The sequence below is a fragment of the Algoriphagus limi genome (assembly GCF_024919275.1).
Taxonomy (GTDB): domain Bacteria; phylum Bacteroidota; class Bacteroidia; order Cytophagales; family Cyclobacteriaceae; genus Algoriphagus; species Algoriphagus limi.
On sequence record NZ_JANWGH010000003.1, the window covers coordinates 408,140 to 427,760 of the forward strand.

18 protein-coding genes and 4 tRNA genes are annotated in these 19,621 nt (G+C 42.4%); all 22 read left to right on the forward strand.

Annotated features, from left to right (window positions below):
* The first annotated feature begins 105 nt into the window (after positions 1-105).
* Positions 106-188, forward strand: a tRNA-Tyr gene (locus NY014_RS13875).
* 78 nt (positions 189-266) lie between these two features.
* Positions 267-339: transfer RNA gene (locus NY014_RS13880), tRNA-Gly, on the forward strand.
* A gap of 27 nt (positions 340-366) precedes the next feature.
* A tRNA-Thr gene (locus tag NY014_RS13885) sits at positions 367-438 on the forward strand.
* 59 nt (positions 439-497) lie between these two features.
* Entirely contained in the window at positions 498-1,685 is a 1,188-nt protein-coding gene (tuf, locus tag NY014_RS13890; protein WP_259415179.1) for an elongation factor Tu, read from the forward strand.
* 111 nt (positions 1,686-1,796) lie between these two features.
* Positions 1,797-1,867 (forward strand) — tRNA-Trp (locus NY014_RS13895).
* 17 nt (positions 1,868-1,884) lie between these two features.
* On the forward strand, positions 1,885-2,073 hold the full coding sequence (secE, locus tag NY014_RS13900) for a preprotein translocase subunit SecE (protein WP_087938047.1): 189 nt from the start codon (positions 1,885-1,887) through the stop codon (positions 2,071-2,073).
* Between the two features lie 18 nt (positions 2,074-2,091).
* The gene (gene nusG, locus NY014_RS13905; RefSeq protein WP_135075518.1) at positions 2,092-2,649 is read left to right on the forward strand and encodes a transcription termination/antitermination protein NusG; all 558 of its coding nucleotides are present in this window, start codon (positions 2,092-2,094) and stop codon (positions 2,647-2,649) included.
* Between the two features lie 3 nt (positions 2,650-2,652).
* Positions 2,653-3,096: a 50S ribosomal protein L11 gene (rplK, locus tag NY014_RS13910; RefSeq protein WP_024284757.1), complete on the forward strand. Its 444-nt coding sequence runs from the start codon at positions 2,653-2,655 to the stop codon at positions 3,094-3,096.
* A gap of 10 nt (positions 3,097-3,106) precedes the next feature.
* Positions 3,107-3,805: a 50S ribosomal protein L1 gene (gene rplA / locus NY014_RS13915; RefSeq protein ID WP_259415180.1), complete on the forward strand. Its 699-nt coding sequence runs from the start codon at positions 3,107-3,109 to the stop codon at positions 3,803-3,805.
* Between the two features lie 2 nt (positions 3,806-3,807).
* Positions 3,808-4,347, forward strand: a complete 540-nt coding sequence (gene rplJ, locus NY014_RS13920) for a 50S ribosomal protein L10 (protein WP_259415181.1) — start codon at positions 3,808-3,810, stop codon at positions 4,345-4,347.
* Positions 4,348-4,395: 48 nt separating this feature from the next.
* Positions 4,396-4,779: a 50S ribosomal protein L7/L12 gene (gene rplL, locus NY014_RS13925; RefSeq protein ID WP_259415182.1), complete on the forward strand. Its 384-nt coding sequence runs from the start codon at positions 4,396-4,398 to the stop codon at positions 4,777-4,779.
* A 154-nt stretch (positions 4,780-4,933) separates the two neighbouring features.
* Positions 4,934-8,809: a DNA-directed RNA polymerase subunit beta gene (rpoB, locus tag NY014_RS13930; RefSeq protein ID WP_259415183.1), complete on the forward strand. Its 3,876-nt coding sequence runs from the start codon at positions 4,934-4,936 to the stop codon at positions 8,807-8,809.
* Between the two features lie 49 nt (positions 8,810-8,858).
* Positions 8,859-13,169 carry a DNA-directed RNA polymerase subunit beta' gene (rpoC, locus tag NY014_RS13935; protein WP_259415184.1) on the forward strand — a complete coding sequence of 1,437 codons (4,311 nt, stop codon included), beginning with the start codon at positions 8,859-8,861 and terminating at the stop codon, positions 13,167-13,169.
* A gap of 65 nt (positions 13,170-13,234) precedes the next feature.
* Entirely contained in the window at positions 13,235-13,558 is a 324-nt protein-coding gene (locus tag NY014_RS13940; RefSeq protein ID WP_259415185.1) for a DUF3467 domain-containing protein, read from the forward strand.
* Between the two features lie 97 nt (positions 13,559-13,655).
* Positions 13,656-14,045 carry a 30S ribosomal protein S12 gene (rpsL, locus tag NY014_RS13945; RefSeq protein WP_106134406.1) on the forward strand — a complete coding sequence of 130 codons (390 nt, stop codon included), beginning with the start codon at positions 13,656-13,658 and terminating at the stop codon, positions 14,043-14,045.
* Between the two features lie 19 nt (positions 14,046-14,064).
* Positions 14,065-14,532 (forward strand): 30S ribosomal protein S7, encoded by a 468-nt coding sequence (rpsG, locus tag NY014_RS13950; protein WP_135075499.1) that lies wholly within the window; start codon positions 14,065-14,067, stop codon positions 14,530-14,532.
* 6 nt (positions 14,533-14,538) lie between these two features.
* A complete protein-coding gene (gene fusA, locus NY014_RS13955; protein ID WP_259415186.1) occupies positions 14,539-16,659 on the forward strand; it encodes an elongation factor G in 2,121 nt (706 codons plus the stop codon).
* A gap of 12 nt (positions 16,660-16,671) precedes the next feature.
* Positions 16,672-16,977, forward strand: a complete 306-nt coding sequence (gene rpsJ / locus NY014_RS13960; RefSeq protein ID WP_135075493.1) for a 30S ribosomal protein S10 — start codon at positions 16,672-16,674, stop codon at positions 16,975-16,977.
* Between the two features lie 247 nt (positions 16,978-17,224).
* Entirely contained in the window at positions 17,225-17,857 is a 633-nt protein-coding gene (rplC, locus tag NY014_RS13965) for a 50S ribosomal protein L3 (protein ID WP_259415187.1), read from the forward strand.
* A 3-nt stretch (positions 17,858-17,860) separates the two neighbouring features.
* The gene (gene rplD, locus NY014_RS13970) at positions 17,861-18,490 is read left to right on the forward strand and encodes a 50S ribosomal protein L4 (RefSeq protein WP_259415188.1); all 630 of its coding nucleotides are present in this window, start codon (positions 17,861-17,863) and stop codon (positions 18,488-18,490) included.
* A gap of 4 nt (positions 18,491-18,494) precedes the next feature.
* Positions 18,495-18,782, forward strand: a complete 288-nt coding sequence (gene rplW / locus NY014_RS13975; protein ID WP_135075485.1) for a 50S ribosomal protein L23 — start codon at positions 18,495-18,497, stop codon at positions 18,780-18,782.
* A gap of 13 nt (positions 18,783-18,795) precedes the next feature.
* Positions 18,796-19,620, forward strand: coding sequence for a 50S ribosomal protein L2 (gene rplB, locus NY014_RS13980; protein WP_135075482.1), 825 nt, complete (start codon positions 18,796-18,798; stop codon positions 19,618-19,620).
* Position 19,621: the final 1 nt, after the last annotated feature.

The window sequence follows — 19,621 nt, forward strand, 5'->3', positions numbered from 1 at the left end:
ATCTTTTTAAAAATATTTTTGATGCTTTGAAACTTTGTGAAAAGCCCATAATTTTGCCATCCGTTAACACAGAGATGAGTAGAAAATAGCTGTGTTAATCGAGTTGGGGGAATACCAAAGCGGCCAACTGGGACGGACTGTAAATCCGTTGACTTATGTCTTCACAGGTTCGAATCCTGTTTCCCCCACATAATTGCCTGATTGTAAAATTTTTTTCTAGTTTTGCAGGGCGAAAACATAAGGGAGTAATCCCAAAGATATTAAAAGCGGGAGTAGCTCAGTTGGTAGAGCGGCAGCCTTCCAAGCTGCAGGTCGCGGGTTCGAGCCTCGTCTCCCGCTCAATGCTTTTCTAAGCATCGGGTAAAAGCCGACGTAGCTCAGAGGTAGAGTACTTCCTTGGTAAGGAAGGGGTCACGGGTTCAAATCCCGTCGTTGGCTCTTAACGGCTTCAAATTAAATTAAACATATCTTTAAACTTAAACTGAGGATTTTCACGCATGGCAAAAGCAACATTCGACCGTTCCAAGCCGCACGTAAACATCGGTACGATTGGACACGTAGACCATGGAAAAACTACATTGACTGCGGCCATCACTACTGTGTTGGCTAAACAAGGTCTTTCCGAACTAAGAGATTCCTCTTCTATTGACAACGCTCCAGAAGAAAAAGAAAGAGGTATCACCATCAACACTTCTCACGTAGAGTATCAAACTGCTGCAAGACACTACGCACACGTAGACTGTCCTGGACACGCTGACTACGTTAAGAACATGGTAACTGGTGCTGCTCAGATGGACGGAGCTATCCTAGTGGTAGCCGCTACTGACGGACCAATGCCTCAAACTCGTGAGCACATTCTTCTTGCTCGTCAGGTAGGTGTACCTGCTCTTGTTGTATTCTTGAACAAGGTGGACATGGTTGACGACGAAGAACTTCTTGAACTAGTAGAAATGGAAGTTAGAGAACTTCTTTCTTTCTATGAATTCGACGGCGACAACATTCCTGTAATCAAAGGTTCTGCACTTGGTGCATTGAACGGTGAAGAGAAGTGGGAGAAAACTGTAATCGAATTGATGGATGCAGTTGATAACTACATTCCGCTTCCTGAGCGATTGATCGACAAAGACTTCTTGATGCCAGTTGAAGACGTATTCTCTATCACTGGTCGTGGTACTGTAGCTACCGGACGTATTGAAAGAGGTGTTGTTAACACTGGTGATCCTGTTGATATCATCGGTATGGGAGCTGAGGGATTGAAGTCTACCGTTACTGGTGTAGAGATGTTCCGTAAGATCCTAGACAGAGGTGAAGCAGGTGACAACGTAGGTTTGTTGTTGAGAGGTATTGAAAAGTCTCAGATCAAGCGTGGTATGATTATCTGTAAGCCAGGATCTGTTACTCCTCACGCTCACTTCAAAGCTGAAGTTTACGTTCTTTCCAAAGAAGAAGGTGGACGTCACACTCCATTCTTCAACAAATATCGTCCTCAGTTCTACTTGAGAACTACTGACGTAACTGGTGAGATCAAACTTCCAGAAAACGTAGAAATGGTTATGCCAGGTGATAACGTGACTATCGAAGTTAACTTGTTGAACGCAGTTGCTTTGGAAAAAGGTCTACGATTTGCGATCCGTGAAGGTGGTCGTACAGTAGGTGCTGGTCAGGTTACTGAAATCTTGGACTAATATCCTGAATAATTGATACACAATGCGATCCTGAAGTTTTTTGGGATCGCATTTGTTTCTTTAGGCTCTTATATCTAATTTTGCGTTCCCGTTTGGAGAGCGATCAAACACACGGGCATAGTTCAATGGCAGAATAGCGGTCTCCAAAACCGTTGATGGGAGTTCGAATCTCTCTGCCCGTGCTAGTAAGCTAATACATATGAATCTGAAAAACTTTGTCCTCGAATCCTACGACGAAATGAAAAACAAGGTCACTTGGCCTAAGTATTCATTTCTTCAAAACTCAGCGGTGCTGGTGTTAGTAGCTTCTTTGATCTTTGCTTTGTTTATCGGAGCAGTGGATTTAGGATTCGAAAACATCATGACATGGTTTTATGATTTGTTTTAATTGAATTGACATTACAGCATGGCCGATCATAAGTGGTACGTACTCAGAGTCGTAGCAGGACAGGAAAAAAAGACTAAGACTTATCTGGAAAATGAAATTTTCAGACAAAAGTTAGAGGAATATATTCCTGAAGTGCTAATCCCGTCTGAGAAAGTATATGAAATGCGAAATGGCAAAAAGCGTGTCAGAGAAAGAAACTTCTTTCCTGGGTACGTTTTGGTCAACGCAGATCTTTCACATGGTGAGGCCAATCACGTAATAACGAGCATTCCGGGAGTAATCGGATTTCTTGGATCAAACCAGGGTGGCGCTTCCAAAACCCCTGAACCATTACGCCAATCGGAAGTCAACCGTATCTTAGGAAAGGTTGAGGAGATTGATGAGTTTGCCGAGAAGCTGGATACACCATTTATAGTCGGAGAGTCCGTGAAAGTAATGGACGGGCCCTTTAGTGGATTTACCGGGACAATTGAGGAGATATTTGATGACAAGAAGAAATTGAACGTTATGGTCAAGATCTTTGGTCGAAATACTCCTGTTGAATTAAACTTTATACAAGTAGAAAAACAAGACTAAGCAATGGCTAAGGAAATCACTGGTTATTTAAAACTGCAAGTGAAAGGTGGCCAGGCAAATCCGTCACCTCCAGTTGGTCCTGCTCTTGGTTCCAAGGGTTTGAACATCATGGAGTTTTGTAAGCAATTCAATGCACGTACCCAAGATAAAATGGGTCAAACGTGCCCTGTTTTGATTACAATCTACTCGGATAAGTCTTTTGATTTCGTCGTAAAAACTCCTCCAGCAGCAAACCTGCTTTTGGAAGCGGCAAAAATCAAAGGCGGATCTGCAGAGCCTAACCGTAAGAAGGTAGGATCTGTTACCTGGGATCAGGTAAAGGAAATAGCGGAGGTAAAGATGCCTGACTTGAATGCCTTTAAAGTGGAGTCTGCCATGCGAATGGTAGCTGGTACTGCACGTAGTATGGGTATCACGGTATCTGGTAAAGCCCCTTGGGAAGAATAATAAAACAACTATGGCTAAGTTAACAAAAAAGCAAAAAGAAGCTCTTTCTAAATACGACCCAAGCCAAGTGTACTCCCTTGAGGCGGCTTCTAATCTCGTGAAAGAAATCACAAACGTAAAGTTTGATGCTTCAGTTGATGTGGACGTACGTCTTGGCGTAGATCCTCGTAAGGCTGATCAAATGGTACGTGGCGTGGTTGCTCTTCCACATGGTACAGGTAAAGACATCAAAGTATTGGTGCTTTGTACACCTGACAAAGAAGAAGAAGCCAAAGAAGCGGGTGCAGACTACGTTGGATTGGACGACTACATCGCCAAAATCGAAGGTGGATGGACTGACATCGATGTCATCATCACTATGCCTAACGTAATGGCTAAAGTAGGTAGACTAGGTAGAGTATTGGGTCCAAGAGGCCTAATGCCAAACCCTAAAGCAGGTACGGTTACTTTGGAAGTAGGCAAAGCTGTAAAAGAGGTAAAAGCTGGTAAAATCGATTTCAAAGTTGATAAGTTTGGAATTATCCATGCTAGCGTTGGTAAGGTGTCATTCAGCCCTGAGAAAATCCAGGAAAACGTGAATGAGCTAATCCAAACTATCTCTAAGTTGAAGCCTTCTTCATCTAAAGGAACTTATTTCAAGAGTATTCATCTATCCAGCACGATGTCTCCTGGCATTAAGGTAGACAAGGGTAGTTTTCAAGGTATATAATCATGACTAGAGAAGAGAAAAAAGAAGTAATCGACAGTCTTACCGAGAAGTTCAGAGAAAACCCTTTCTTCTACATTACAAATGCTGCGGGATTTTCTGTAGCTGAAGTAAATGCTTTCCGACGAACTTGCTTTGAAAAAGGCGTTGAGTACAAAGTGTACAAGAACACCTTGATCAAAAAAGCTTTGGAAAATCTAGACGCAGATTTTTCTCAGTTGGATGATTCATTGAAAGGATTCTCTGGAATAATTTTCTCCAAAGAGACTAGTAATCTGCCAGCAAAAGTATTGCTGGATTTCAGAAAGAAGATGGGTAAAAAAGAAACCCGTCCAGTATTTAAAGGTGCTTCCATTGACTCCGACATCTTTGTAGGAGAGGAGAACCTTGAAATGCTATCCAAGCTTAAATCTAAGCAAGAGTTGCTTGGAGACCTATTGGGTCTACTTCAGTCTCCTGCTATGAACCTGATCTCTGCACTTCAAAGTGGTCAAAACAACATTGGTGGAGTTTTGAAAGCTTTGGAAGAAAGAGGCGAACAATAATTTATTAAATCATCATTTATCAACGTAAAAAATTAAACTTTAAATAAAATGGCAGATCTTACACAACTTGCAGATCAGTTGGTAAACTTGACTGTAAAAGAGGTTAAAGAATTGACAGACATCCTTAAGGATCAGTATGGTATCGAGCCTGCTGCAGCTGCAGTAGCTGTTGCTGGACCTGCTGCTGGTGGAGCTGAAGGTGGAGCTGCAGAAGAAGAGAAAACTTCTTTTGACGTAATCCTAAAGGCTGCTGGTGGTCAGAAGCTTGCAGTTGTTAAGCTTGTAAAAGAATTGACTGGTCTTGGATTGAAAGATGCGAAGGAATTGGTTGACGCCGCTCCTAAGCCATTGAAAGAAGGTATCGCTAAAGACGAAGCTGAGGCTTTGAAGAAGTCTCTTGAAGAAGCTGGTGCTGAAGTAGAGATCAAATAATTTGGTGAACCAAAAACCATTGGTTTAGGTTTCACCCTAAGACCTGACTATCCAAGTCAGGTCTTTTCCTGTTTATGCACAGGGTAAAAATTGCATTATTCTAAGCGACATTTGTCGTATTCCGTTATTTAATTTCACCAAAACACACACTACCTTGGCTATCAAGAATCAAACCGAAAGGAAAAGTTTCTCCTCCATAAAGGTGGTCAAAGACTATCCGGATTTTCTCGATATCCAGCTACAGTCCTTCAAGGACTTTTTCCAGCTGGACACGCCCGCAGAAAAGAGAAGAGCCGACGGATTATTCAAGGTTTTCTCAGAAAATTTCCCAATCTCTGATTCCCGGGAAAATTTCACCTTGGAATTCATCGACTATGCGGTGGATCCACCCAAATACAGCGTCGGGGAATGTATTGAAAGAGGTCTTACCTACTCAGTTCCTTTGAAAGCAAAGCTTCGATTGCTTTGCCATGACGAAGACAATGAGGATTTTGAAACCATCGAGCAGGAAGTTTTCTTAGGAAACCTGCCATACATGACCGAGAAAGGATCATTTGTGATCAATGGAGCCGAGCGTGTTATCGTGTCTCAATTGCACAGATCTCCTGGAGTGTTCTTTGCGCAAAGTAAACATACCAACGGTACAAAGCTTTACTCCGCTAGAATTATTCCTTTCAAAGGTTCTTGGATTGAATTTGCTACTGACATCAACAATGTCATGTATGCTTATATCGATCGAAAGAAGAAATTCCCTGTAACCACTTTGCTTCGAGCTATCGGATACGGTTCCGATAAGGATATTTTGGATTTGTTTGGACTTTCTGAGGAAGTTCCTGCTACCAAAACAGCCCTTAAAAAAGCTGCAGGCAGAAAGCTTGCTGCCCGTGTTTTGAGAACTTGGGTAGAAGATTTTGTAGATGAAGATACAGGTGAGGTAGTATCTATCGACCGAAATGAAGTTTTGTTGGAGCGGGATACCGTTTTGACCGATGAGGATATTGAAATGATCCTTGATTCCGGTTCAAAAAGCATTATTCTTCACAGAGAAGATGTGAATATTGCAGATTATTCCATCATTTATAATACTCTACAGAAGGATAATTCCAACTCTGAAAAAGAAGCAGTTGAGGTAATTTACCGTCAACTTAGAAATACAGAAGCACCTGATGAGGCTACTGCCCGTGAGGTGATTCATTCTCTATTCTTCTCTGACAAGCGCTATGACTTGGGAGAAGTTGGACGATACAGAATCAACAAAAAATTGGGTCTCGATATCGAGTCCGATAAAATTGTATTGACGAAGGAAGATATTATTTCCATCGTTAAATACTTGATCGGATTGATCAACTCGAAAGCTGTTGTCGATGATATTGACCACCTTTCCAACCGACGAGTTCGTACAGTAGGAGAGCAGCTTTACAGTCAGTTCGGCGTGGGTCTTGCTCGTATGGCAAGAACTATCCGTGAGCGGATGAACGTACGTGACAATGAAGATTTCAAGCCTGTTGACTTGATCAATGCTCGTACGCTTTCTTCTGTGATCAACTCCTTCTTTGGAACGAACCAGCTTTCTCAGTTCATGGATCAAACCAATCCATTGGCTGAGTTGACCCACAAGCGAAGACTTTCTGCTTTGGGTCCAGGTGGTCTTTCAAGAGAGCGTGCAGGTTTCGAAGTTCGAGACGTACATTATACACACTATGGTCGACTTTGTACCATCGAAACTCCAGAAGGTCCAAACATTGGTTTGATTTCTTCACTTTGCGTGCATGCCAAAGTGAACTCCATGGGCTTCTTGGAGACACCTTATAGAAAGGTGAAAGAAGGCAAGGTTGGTATGAAGCCAGAAGATATTGTGTTCTTGACCGCTGAGGAAGAGGATAATCACAATATTGCTCAGGCAAATGCTCCATTGGATGACAAAGGATCTTTTGTAAATGATCGAGTAAAAGCTAGATATGAAGGTGATTTCCCAGTATTGGAACCATCTGAAATCAGCTACATGGACGTTGCTCCTAACCAGATTGTATCGGTTGCGGCTTCATTGATTCCATTCTTGGAGCATGATGATGCGAACCGAGCATTGATGGGCTCTAACATGCAACGTCAAGCAGTTCCTTTGATCAAAGCAGAAGCACCTATCGTAGGTACTGGTTTGGAAGGTAAAGCTGCGCGTGATTCTAGATCTTTGATTATTGCAGAAGCAGATGGTGTCGTTGATTATGTGGATGCTACAAGAATCCGAATCAAGTACGACCTTTCTGACGACGAGCTACTCGTTAATTTCACTGACGAGTATAAAACATATGATCTGATTAAATTCAGAAGAACAAACCAAGACACTACCATCAACTTGACTCCGCTTGTATTGAAAGGCGAGCGAGTAGAGAAAGGTCAGGTATTAGTGGAAGGATATTCTACTAATAATGGTGAATTGGCTTTGGGTAAAAACCTTCGGGTGGCTTACATGCCATGGCAAGGATATAACTTCGAGGATGCGATTGTAATTTCTGAGCGAGTTGTTCGTGAGGACGTATTTACTTCCATCCACGTTGAAGAATTCCAGCTCGAGGTAAGGGATACCAAGCGTGGAGAAGAGGAATTGACTTCCGAAATTCCAAACGTTTCAGAGGAAGCTGTTAAGCATCTTGACGAAAATGGTATCATTACCGTAGGTGCTGAGGTAAAAGAAGGAGATATCATCATCGGTAAGATCACTCCAAAAGGAGAAACTGATCCTACTCCTGAAGAAAAACTTCTTCGTGCAATCTTCGGTGACAAAGCCGGTGATGTAAAGGATGCTTCCTTGAAAGCTTCTCCATCCTTGAATGGGGTAGTAATCGAGACCAAGCTATTCTCCAGACCTAAGAAAGATAAAGACAACCGTGCTAAAGCGAAAGCTGAAGTTGAAAAGCTGAAGGCAAAATACTCCAAAGATCTATTGGCTATCAGAGCCAGAATGATCGATAAGTTGGTGACATTGCTTGATGGCAAGACTTCTCTAGGCGTGAAGCACAAGTTTGGTGATGAGATCATCAGCAAGGGAATGAAGTTCAATCAGAAGAATATTGAGAACAACTTATTCCCTGCGAAGAACCCTTATCGTGATGAATCCAACTACAATGTTCCTGAAGAGGCAAACCTTATTTCAGACATTATTTTGGATGATTGGACTGATGATGCACACACGAATGAAATGATCGTAAAATTGGTGAAAAACTACACCAATGCACGTAATGAAATCAGTGGTCAGTTCAAGCGTGAGCGATTTACCCTAGAAGTAGGAGATGAATTGCCTGCAGGAATTGTAAAACTTGCAAAAGTATACATCGCTAAGAAGCGTAAGCTGAAAGTCGGTGATAAAATGGCGGGTCGTCACGGTAACAAAGGTATCGTTGCTAGAATCGTTCGAGACGAAGACATGCCGTTCTTGGAAGATGGTACCCCAATGGATATCGTATTGAACCCACTAGGTGTACCATCCCGAATGAACATTGGACAGATTTTCGAAACTGTCTTGGCTTGGGCTGGTCAGAAAATGGGTAAAAAATATGCTACTCCAATCTTTGACGGTGCTTCTATGGAAGACGTAGCTAAAGAATTGGAAGCAGCAGGATTGCCTCCATATGGACGTACGTACCTATACGATGGTTTGACAGGTGCTAAGTTTGATCAGCCAGTAACTGTAGGTATTACTTACATGTTGAAGCTAGGTCACTTGGTAGACGATAAAATGCACGCTCGTTCAATTGGTCCTTACTCTTTGATTACACAGCAGCCATTGGGTGGTAAAGCTCAATTCGGTGGTCAGCGTTTCGGAGAAATGGAAGTTTGGGCGCTAGAAGCATTTGGTGCATCCCACGTGTTGCAAGAGATTTTGACGGTGAAATCCGATGATGTGATTGGCCGTGCAAAAGCTTACGAAGCGATTGTCAAGGGTGAAAACTTGCCAAAGCCAAACATTCCTGAATCATTCAATGTATTGGTTCACGAATTGAGAGGCTTGGCTCTTGAAATCACCTTAGACTAATTAGGCTCATTTGGGCGGGAAACCGCCCTTCACATATCTTTCAAAAATTATGGCGTTCAGAAAAAACAAAAAACTCAACAATGACTTTTCGAGAGTCACCATCAGTTTGGCTAGCCCGGAATCTATCCTGGATAGTTCAAATGGTGAAGTGACCCAGCCAGAAACCATTAACTACAGAACCTACAAGCCTGAAATGGGGGGCTTGTTCTGTGAGCGGATTTTTGGTCCGGTTAAAGACTGGGAATGTCATTGTGGTAAATACAAGCGCATCAGATACAAAGGCATTATCTGCGACCGTTGTGGCGTAGAAGTGACTGAGAAGAAAGTACGTCGTGAGCGAATGGGACACATCGAATTGGTGGTTCCTGTTGCCCATATTTGGTATTTCAAATCCCTTCCAAATAAAATCGGATACTTATTAGGTCTTCCAACCAAGAAGCTTGATCAAATCGTTTATTACGAACGATATGTTGTTATCCAAGCTGGGGTAAAAGAGGAAGATGGTATTCAGTACCTAGACTTCTTGACTGAAGATGAGTATTTGGATATCATGGACAAGCTTCCAAAAGAAAATCACCTATTGGATGACGATGATCCAAACAAGTTCATCGCTAAAATGGGTGCAGAGGCATTGGAAATGCTTCTTGCAAGATTGGATTTGGATGATCTTTCTTATTCTTTGCGTCACCAAGCAGCAACTGATACCTCTCAGCAGCGAAAAGCAGAAGCTTTGAAGCGATTGAAGGTTGTTGAAGCTTTCCGTGATGCTCGTACTCGTATCGAAAACCGTCCAGAGTGGATGATCGTCCGAATGGTTCCAGTTATTCCACCGGAATTAAGACCATTGGTTCCATTGGATGGAGGTCGATTTGCGACATCTGATTTGAATGATCTTTATCGAAGAGTAATTATCCGAAACAACCGTTTGAAGCGATTGATCGATATCAAAGCACCTGAGGTGATTTTGAGAAACGAAAAGCGAATGCTTCAGGAGGCGGTAGATTCTCTATTCGATAACTCAAGAAAAGTAAATGCAGTAAGATCAGATGGTAACCGTGCCTTGAAATCCCTTTCCGATATGTTGAAAGGAAAGCAGGGTCGTTTCCGTCAAAACTTGCTCGGTAAGCGTGTGGATTACTCTGGTCGTTCAGTGATCGTGGTAGGTCCAGAATTGAAGCTTCACGAGTGTGGTCTTCCTAAAAATATGGCAGCTGAGCTTTTCAAGCCATTTATCATCAGAAAGCTGATCGAAAGAGGCATTGTTAAGACTGTTAAGTCTGCTAAGAAAATTGTGGATCGTAAAGATCCTGTGGTTTGGGATATTTTGGAAAATGTGTTGAAAGGACATCCGGTTCTTCTTAACCGTGCCCCAACTCTTCACAGATTGGGTATCCAGGCATTCCAGCCAAAATTGATCGAAGGAAAAGCGATCCAGCTTCACCCATTGGTATGTACAGCGTTTAACGCCGACTTCGATGGTGACCAAATGGCGGTTCACGTACCTCTAGGTCATGAGGCGATTTTGGAAGCTTCGACTTTGATGCTTTCATCTCACAATATCCTTAACCCTGCGAACGGAGCTCCTATCACGGTACCTTCTCAGGACATGGTATTGGGACTTTACTATGTAACAAAAGGCAAAAAGTCTACTCCAGAAGAACCAGTTCTAGGTGAAGGAATGACCTTCTACGGACAGGAGGAAGTAATTATCGCTCTTAACGAGGGACAGATTTCCCAACATGCGCATATCAAGTGTAAAGTGACTGTTCGTACTCCGGAAGGTGAATTGAAGGAAGAATTGGTTGATACCGTAGCGGGTCGATTGATTTTCAATCAATTCGTTCCTGAAGAGGTAGGATATGTGAATGAGCTTCTAACCAAGAAAAAACTACAGCAAATCATCGCTAAGGTGGTGAAAGTTTGTGGAGTTGCTCGTACTGCTCAATTCTTGGATGATATCAAGCACCTTGGATTCCAGATGGCTTATCGAGGCGGTCTTTCCATGGGTCTTAATGATGTAATCATTCCGGATGATAAAGATCCAATGATTGCTAAAGCCAAGGAGGAAGTTGATGCTGTATGGAACAACTACCTAATGGGTCTTATCACTGATAACGAGCGATATAATCAGGTAATTGATATTTGGACTCGAACCAACTCCCACTTGACCAACATCCTTATGAAGCAAATGGAGGATGATAAGCAAGGATTCAATGCAATCTACATGATGATGCACTCAGGTGCTCGAGGATCTAGAGAGCAAATCCGTCAGTTGGGAGGTATGCGAGGTCTGATGGCTAAGCCTCAGAAAAACTTGCAAGGTTCTGTCGGTGAAATCATCGAAAACCCAATCCTTTCCAACTTTAAGGAAGGTTTGGACGTACTTGAGTATTTTATCTCCACTCACGGTGCACGTAAAGGTCTTGCCGATACTGCATTGAAAACTGCCGATGCGGGTTACTTGACTCGTCGATTGGTAGACGTGGCGCAAGACATGATCGTAACTGAAGATGACTGTGGTACTTTGAGAGGTCTGGTAGTTCAGGCTCTGAAGGACAACGAAGATATCGTTGAGCCACTTTCTGAAAGAATCTTGGGCCGTGTGTCTGTACACGATGTATATGATCCTGTTTCTGATGAATTGATAATTCCTGCTGGAGTTGAAATCGACGATGAGATTGCAGCAAGAGTAGATGAGTCTGCTGTCGAAGAAGTTGAAATTCGTTCCGTATTGACTTGTGAAACTCGTCGAGGCGTATGTTCTAAGTGTTATGGCCGAAATCTGGCCACTGGCAAAATGGTTCATGCTGGTGAGGCAGTTGGTGTTATCGCCGCACAATCTATCGGTGAGCCAGGTACTCAGTTGACACTTCGTACATTCCACGTAGGTGGTACCGCTTCTAACATGGCAGTTGATGCAAGTATCAATGCCAAGTTTGAAGGTGTGGTTGAATTCGATGAAGAATTGAGATTCTTGGAAACAACCAACAAAGATGGTGAGCCAGTTACTGTAGTAATGGGTCGATCTGGAGAAATCCGAATCAATGACGCTAAGAATGGTAAAACATTAGTGTCTAACCACGTGCCTTATGGAGCAATCTTGAATGTTAAAGATGGTCAGAAGGTAGCGAAAGGTGATTCGCTTTGTACTTGGGATCCATATAACGCGGTAATTCTTTCTGAGTTTGATGGTACAATAGATTTCGAATCTATCGTAGAAGGTATCACATACAAGGAAGTAGCCGATGATCAAACTGGTTTCCGTGAGAAAGTTATCATCGAAACTAAGGATAGAACAAAGAACCCTGCCATCGTAGTTAACTATGGTGAGGACAGCAAAGCATACAATATTCCAGTAGGTGCACACTTGGCAGTTGACTTGGGTGATAAAGTTAAAGCTGGACAGATTTTGGTAAAAATCCCTCGATCTGTAGGTAAAACCCGTGATATTACCGGTGGTCTTCCACGAGTTACCGAATTGTTCGAAGCTCGAAATCCATCTAACCCTGCAGTCGTTTCTGAAATCGACGGTGTAGTAACTTACGGTGGTATCAAGCGTGGTAACCGTGAAATCATTATTGAGTCTAAAGACGGAGTAGTGAAGAAGTACATGGTTTCTCTATCCAAGCACATCTTGGTACAGGAAAATGACTTCATCCGTGCTGGTGAGCCTCTATCTGATGGAGCGATTACACCAAATGATATCTTGGCAATCAAAGGTCCTACTGCAGTGCAGGAGTATTTGGTTAATGAGATTCAGGAAGTTTACCGACTTCAGGGTGTGAAAATCAACGATAAGCATATTGAGGTAATCGTATCTCAAATGATGCAGAAAGTTGAAATCCTAGATGCAGGTGACACAAGCTTCTTGCAAGGTCAAACCGTTGATAAGTGGGCATTCCGCGAAGAAAATGATATGATCCTTGACAAGAAAGTAGTAATGGATGCTGGAGACTCCACGACTTTGAAGCCAGGTATGATTATTTCTGCTAGAAGACTACGGGATGAAAATTCCAGTTTGAAGCGGAAGGATCTTAAACTAGTTCAGGTTCGTGATGCTGAGCCAGCTGTATCCAAGCCAACGCTACAAGGTATTACCGCTGCGTCCTTGGGTACTGAGAGCTTTATCTCTGCAGCTTCCTTCCAGGAAACTACCAAGGTGCTTTCTGAAGCTTCCATTAGAGGTAAGCGTGATGAATTGCTAGGTTTGAAAGAAAACGTTATTGTTGGGCACTTGATTCCTGCTGGTACAGGACAGCGAAGATTCCAAAAGATGATCGTTGGTTCTAAGGAGGAATACGAGAAGCTTTCCGAAAATATGGAAGTGACTTCTCAAAAGTCTAGCGAGGCAATTCTATAATATATTTGAATTAAACTTAAAATAGGCCTGTATATACGTACAGGCCTTTTTTAATCCCAAAAACCATGAATGACGATAAAGGACAAAAAAGACCGGATCAACAAATTAATGTGGAATTATCGGAAGAGGTAGCCGAAGGGACATACTGTAATTTAGCGATGATTGCTCACTCTAATTCTGAGTTTGTGATTGATTTTATTCGCCTAATGCCGGGAGTTCCAAAAGCGAAAGTAAAGTCACGGATAATTGTGACCCCTGATCATGCAAGACGTCTATTGGCTGCTTTGAAAGACAATATTGAAAAATATGAGTCTGCTTTTGGTAAAATCAACCCAAGTGATGAGTCTCCTAGGTTCCCAATTAGCTTCGGAACACCGGGTGAAGCCTAACAAAAATATAACTGCTTAATTTTGTTAGTCTTATTACTTTCTTTACCTTTGCAGTCCAAAATTCAACAGTTTACAGAAAACTAAATATTATCAGTTAATGCCTACTATACAACAGTTAGTAAGAAAAGGTAGAACAACGCTGGAAACCAAATCAAAATCAAGAGCTTTGGATGCATGTCCACAGCGAAGAGGGGTTTGTACCAGGGTGTACACTACTACCCCTAAGAAACCTAACTCGGCGATGAGAAAGGTGGCAAGGGTGAGATTGACAAACGGAAAAGAAGTGAACGCTTACATTCCGGGTGAAGGACACAATTTGCAAGAGCACTCAATCGTATTGATTCGAGGTGGTCGTGTGAAGGATCTTCCAGGTGTAAGATATCACATCATCCGAGGTGCACTAGATACTGCAGGAGTGAAAGACAGAAAGCAAGGTCGTTCTAAGTACGGTGCAAAAAGACCAAAGGCTGGAGCAGCCAAAAAGTAATTTGTAACTAGAAAGAAAAATGAGAAAAGCGAAACCAAAGAAGAGATATATTCTTCCCGATCCAAAGTTCAATGATACTTTGGTGACCAAGTTTGTAAACTGTCTGATGATCGACGGGAAGAAGAGTATTGCTTACAACATTTTCTACGATGCAATCGAGAAAGTGGAGGCAAAAGTAGGTGAGAATGGTCTTGAAGTTTGGAAAAAAGCGCTAAACAATATTTCTCCATCCGTTGAGGTGAAGAGTCGTAGAGTTGGTGGTGCTACATTCCAGGTTCCTATGGAAGTCAGACCTGAAAGAAAAATCTCCCTAGGAATCAAATGGATGATCACCTATGCACGCAAAAGAGGTGAGAAAACTATGATGGACCGATTGGCGGGTGAAATCATCGCAGCTTCCAAAGGCGAAGGAGCCGCAGTGAAGAAAAAGGATGATACGCACAGAATGGCAGAAGCCAACAAAGCATTCTCTCACTTTAGATTTTAATTTAGGATGGCAAGAGATTTAAGATACACCCGAAACATCGGTATCGCCGCTCACATTGATGCCGGTAAAACGACTACTACTGAGCGAATCCTTTTTTACTCTGGAGTTTCTCACAAAATAGGTGAGGTACACGACGGTGCTGCTACCATGGACTGGATGGCACAAGAGCAGGAAAGAGGTATTACTATTACTTCTGCAGCTACTACCGTTTTTTGGAACTACAGAGATCATAAATATCAAATCAACATCATTGATACTCCGGGACACGTTGACTTTACCGTAGAGGTAAACCGTTCTCTTCGAGTATTAGATGGATTGGTTTTCCTTTTCAGTGCAGTGGATGGAGTAGAACCTCAGTCTGAGACTAACTGGAGACTTGCAGATAACTATAAAGTGCCTCGTATCGGTTTCGTTAACAAAATGGACCGTGCCGGTGCTAACTTCCTTGATGTATGTCGTCAAGTGAAGGAAATGTTGGGTAGCTACGCTGTTCCTTTGCAAATTCCTATTGGTTCTGAAGATAAATTCCGTGGTGTAGTTGATTTGATTAACAACCGTGGAATCGTTTGGAACGAAGAAGATATGGGGATGACTTATGAAGTTGTTGATATCCCTGCAGATTTGGAAGATGAAGTTGCTCAATGGAGAGAGCATTTGTTGGAAGCTGTTGCTGAATACGATGAGTCTCTAATGGAGAAATTCTTCGACGATCCAGACTCCATTACTGAAGAAGAGATCTTGACCGCGTTGCGTAAAGCAACTATCGATATGAAGATCGTTCCTATGGTTTGTGGATCTTCCTTCAAAAATAAAGGTGTTCAAACCATGCTTGACTTGGTGATGGAATTGTTGCCTTCTCCTTTGGATAAGGACGACATCATAGGTCATGCTTTGGACAACGAAGAGCAAGAAATTCGAATTGCACCAGACGAAAACGAACCATTTGCAGGTTTGGCTTTCAAAATTGCTACTGACCCATTTGTGGGTAGACTTTGCTTCGTAAGAGCTTACTCCGGTAAATTAGAGTCCGGTTCTTATGTATTCAATAGCCGATCTGGAAACAAGGAGCGTATCTCCCGAGTATTCCAGATGCACGCTAATAAGCAAAATCAGATCGAGCGATTGATGGCTGGTGATATCGGTGCGGTAGTAGGATTTAAGGATATCAAGACTGGAGATACTCTTTGCGACGAAAAGCGCAAAGTGGTATTGGAGTCTATGGTGTTCCCTGAGCCAGTAATCGGTTATGCAATCGAGCCTAAAACTCAAGCTGACGTAGACAAGTTGGGTATGGCTATCGCTAAATTGGTTGAAGAAGATCCAACTCTTCAAGTTAATACTGATCATGAAACTGGTCAGACTATCTTGAGAGGTATGGGTGAACTTCACCTAGACATTATCATCGATCGATTGAAGCGTGAATTTAAAGTTGAAATCAACCAAGGTGCTCCTCAGGTTGCTTACAAAGAAGCTTTGTTTGGTTCTGTTGAACACAAAGAGGTTTACAAGAAGCAGACTGGTGGTAAAGGTAAATTCGCTGATATCGTATTCGAATTAGGTCCAAGAGAAGCTGATCCTGAGACTGGTGAAGTGAAGCCTGGATTGGAGTTTGTGAACGCAATCGTGGGTGGTGTGATTCCAAAAGAATTCATTCCATCTATCCAGAAAGGTTTTGCTGAAGCAATGAAAAATGGTCCTTTGGCTGGCTATCCAGTAGAATCTATGAAGGTTCGTCTATTCCACGGATCTTTCCACGATGTCGATTCTGATGCGCTTTCATTTGAATTAGCTGCAAGACTTGGTTTCAAAGAAGCTGCTAAGAAGTGTAAGCCACAATTGCTTGAGCCAATTATGTCTGTAGACGTAGTGACTCCTGATGAATACACTGGTCCTATTACCGGTGACTTGAACAGAAGAAGAGGTTTGATGAAAGGTATGGATACCAAAGGTACTTCTACTGTAGTTAAAGCTTCTGTTCCATTGTCTGAGTTGTTCGGTTATATCACCGATTTGAGAACCATCTCTTCCGGTAGAGCTACTGCTACTTTGACATTCTCTCACTATGAGCCAGTGCCTAACAACATTGCTGAGAGTGTAATTGCTAACGTAAAAGGTCAGAACGCCTAATCAAAATTTGCGATGAACCAGAAAATTAGAATAAAACTTAAGTCATACGATCACACACTGGTGGACAAGTCATCAGAAAAGATCGTGAAAGCGGTAAAAGCTACCGGAGCTGTCGTAGTAGGTCCAATTCCATTGCCTACTAAAAAGGAGAAATTCACTGTATTGAAATCTCCACACGTAAATAAGAAAGCGAGAGATCAATACCAGCTTTGTACTTATAAGCGCTTGGTGGACATTTATTCCAACTCATCCAAGACGGTTGATGCTTTGATGAAAATCGAGCTTCCTTCTGGTGTGGATGTGGAGATCAAAGTCTGACAGACTAAACCAAATTATATAGAAAAAAGACCTGCAAATTTTTGCAGGTCTTTTGTTTTGCCCTGATTCTGCAAAGATCCTGTTGGATAGCGGTAGATTTTTACCTTAATCCAATTGAAATATTTCGTAAATGTTTGAAAATATAAGAGTTGGGGTTTGTTGCAGAATTTTATTTCAGTAACTTTGCAGTCCTTAAAAAGGCCCCAAGCGCGTAAACGCTTGTGGATTATCAAATTATCTTCAAAAGATGTCTGGTATAATAGGTAAAAAAGTAGGAATGACTAGCATTTTTAGTGCCGATGGACGTAACGTCGCATGCACGCTAATAGAAGCTGGTCCTTGCGTAGTGACGCAAGTAAAAAACGTTGAAACAGACGGGTACAACGCAGTGCAGTTGGCGTATGGAGAGCGAAAGGAGAAAAATACTCCTAAGCCATTGATCGGTCACTTCAAGAAGGCCGGTACTACGCCAAAGCAGAAGGTTGTTGAGTTCCGTGATTTCCGGGTCGAATTTGAAGGCCAGGTAGATCTAGGAGCTACGGTTAAGGCTTCCGAGGTATTCGTAGAAGGTGACTTCATCGATGCAATCGGAACCTCAAAAGGTAAAGGCTTCCAGGGGGTTGTGAAGCGTCATGGTTTTGGTGGTGTGGGTGGTCAAACTCACGGTCAGCACAACAGACAGCGACACCCAGGTTCGATCGGTGCTTGTTCTTGGCCTTCCCGAGTATTTAAGGGAATGCGAATGGCTGGAAGAACTGGCGGAAACCGTGTGAAGGTGTTGAACCTCAGAATATTGAAAGTATATCCTGAGAAAAATCTTCTATTGGTATCCGGTTCAGTACCAGGTCACAAAAATTCTTATGTAATTCTAGAGAAGTAAGCCATGGAATTAGCAGTATTAAATCAAAAAGGCGAAGATACCGGAAGAAAGGTACAGTTGTCCGATGAGATTTTTGGCATCGAGCCAAATGACAACGCCATTTATCTGGATGTGAAGCAGTACCTGGCTAATCAAAGACAGGGAACGCATAAGTCTAAAGAAAGAAATGAAATTGCTGGATCTACTAAGAAGATCAAAAAGCAAAAAGGTACCGGTACTGCCCGTGCAGGGTCTTTGAAATCTCCGGTATTTAGAGGTGGAGGTAGAGTTTTTGGTCCTAAGCCAAGAAACTACTCTTTCAAACTCAATAAAAAAGTAAAACAACTAGCCAGAAAGTCTGCCCTTGCTTATAAGGTGAAAGATAATAGCTTGTCTATTTTGGAAAACATCTCTTTCGATGTTCCAAAGACAAAAACATATCTGGCTTTGCTTAATGGATTGGCGCTATCCGATAAGAAGACGCTTTTGGTTCTCCCTGAAGACAACAAGAACGTTTACCTGTCCAGCAGAAATATCCCTAAGGCAAAAGTTGTGACTGTGAATGATGTGAATACTTACTCCCTTCTTAATGCTGACCACTTGGTGCTTTGCGAAGGTTCTGTAAGTAAGTTGGAAACCATTTTATCGAAATAAGACAATGGATATTCTAAAGCAGCCTTTGATTACAGAAAAGATTTCTGCTATGAACGAGCGAGGAGTTTACGGATTTATCGTGGACAAGACCGCTAAAAAGCCAGAAATCAAGAATGCTGTAGAAAAAACCTACGGTGTAAAAGTGGTGTCTGTAAGAACCATGCGTTACGCTGCCAAGCGTAAGACTCGTTACACCAAAACAGGTATCGTGTCAGGATTTACCAATGCTTTCAAAAAAGCAATCGTACAGGTAGCTGACGGAGAGGTAATTGACTTTTACGGAGAAATTTAATTGAATCGAAATCATGGCAATTAAAAAATTAAAGCCTGTAACTCCAGGGACAAGATTCAGAGTAGCTCCAGCTTTTGATGAGATCACCAAATCAAAGCCAGAGAAATCTTTGCTTGCTCCTCTGAAGAAATCAGGTGGTAGAAATAATGATGGCAAGATGACCGCTCGCTATATCGGTGGTGGTCATAAGAGAAGACTCAGAGTCGTGGACTTCAAGCGTAATAAGTTTGGTGTTCCAGCTACCGTAAAGGCGATTGAGTACGATCCTAATAGAACAGCCCGTTTGGCCCTTCTTTACTATGCTGACGGTGCTAAAGCCTACATTATCGCTCCGGAAGGTTTGCAAGTAGGGCAAACAGTGATTTCCGGTGAGCAAGTTGCTCCAGAAGTTGGTAACGCAATGCCTTTGGCAAATATCCCTATGGGTACTATCGTACACTGTGTGGAATTGAAGCCAGGTAAAGGTGCTGCCATGGTACGAAGTGCTGGTGGATACGCACAGATCGTTGCTCGTGAGGGTAAGTATGTTACCATCAAGCTTCCATCTGGAGAGATGAGACTTGTATTGGGTGCATGTATGGCCACTGTGGGTACAGTATCCAATGGTGACCACATGAACGTGGTTCTTGGTAAAGCCGGTAGAAAGAGATGGTTAGGAAGAAGACCTCGAGTAAGAGGTGTGGCTATGAACCCAGTAGATCACCCAATGGGTGGTGGTGAAGGCCGATCTTCCGGTGGTCATCCTAGATCCCGTACAGGACTTCTTGCGAAAGGTAAGAAAACCCGTAGCCCTAAGAAGTATTCAAACAAGTTCATCATTAGTAAAAGATCTAAATAAA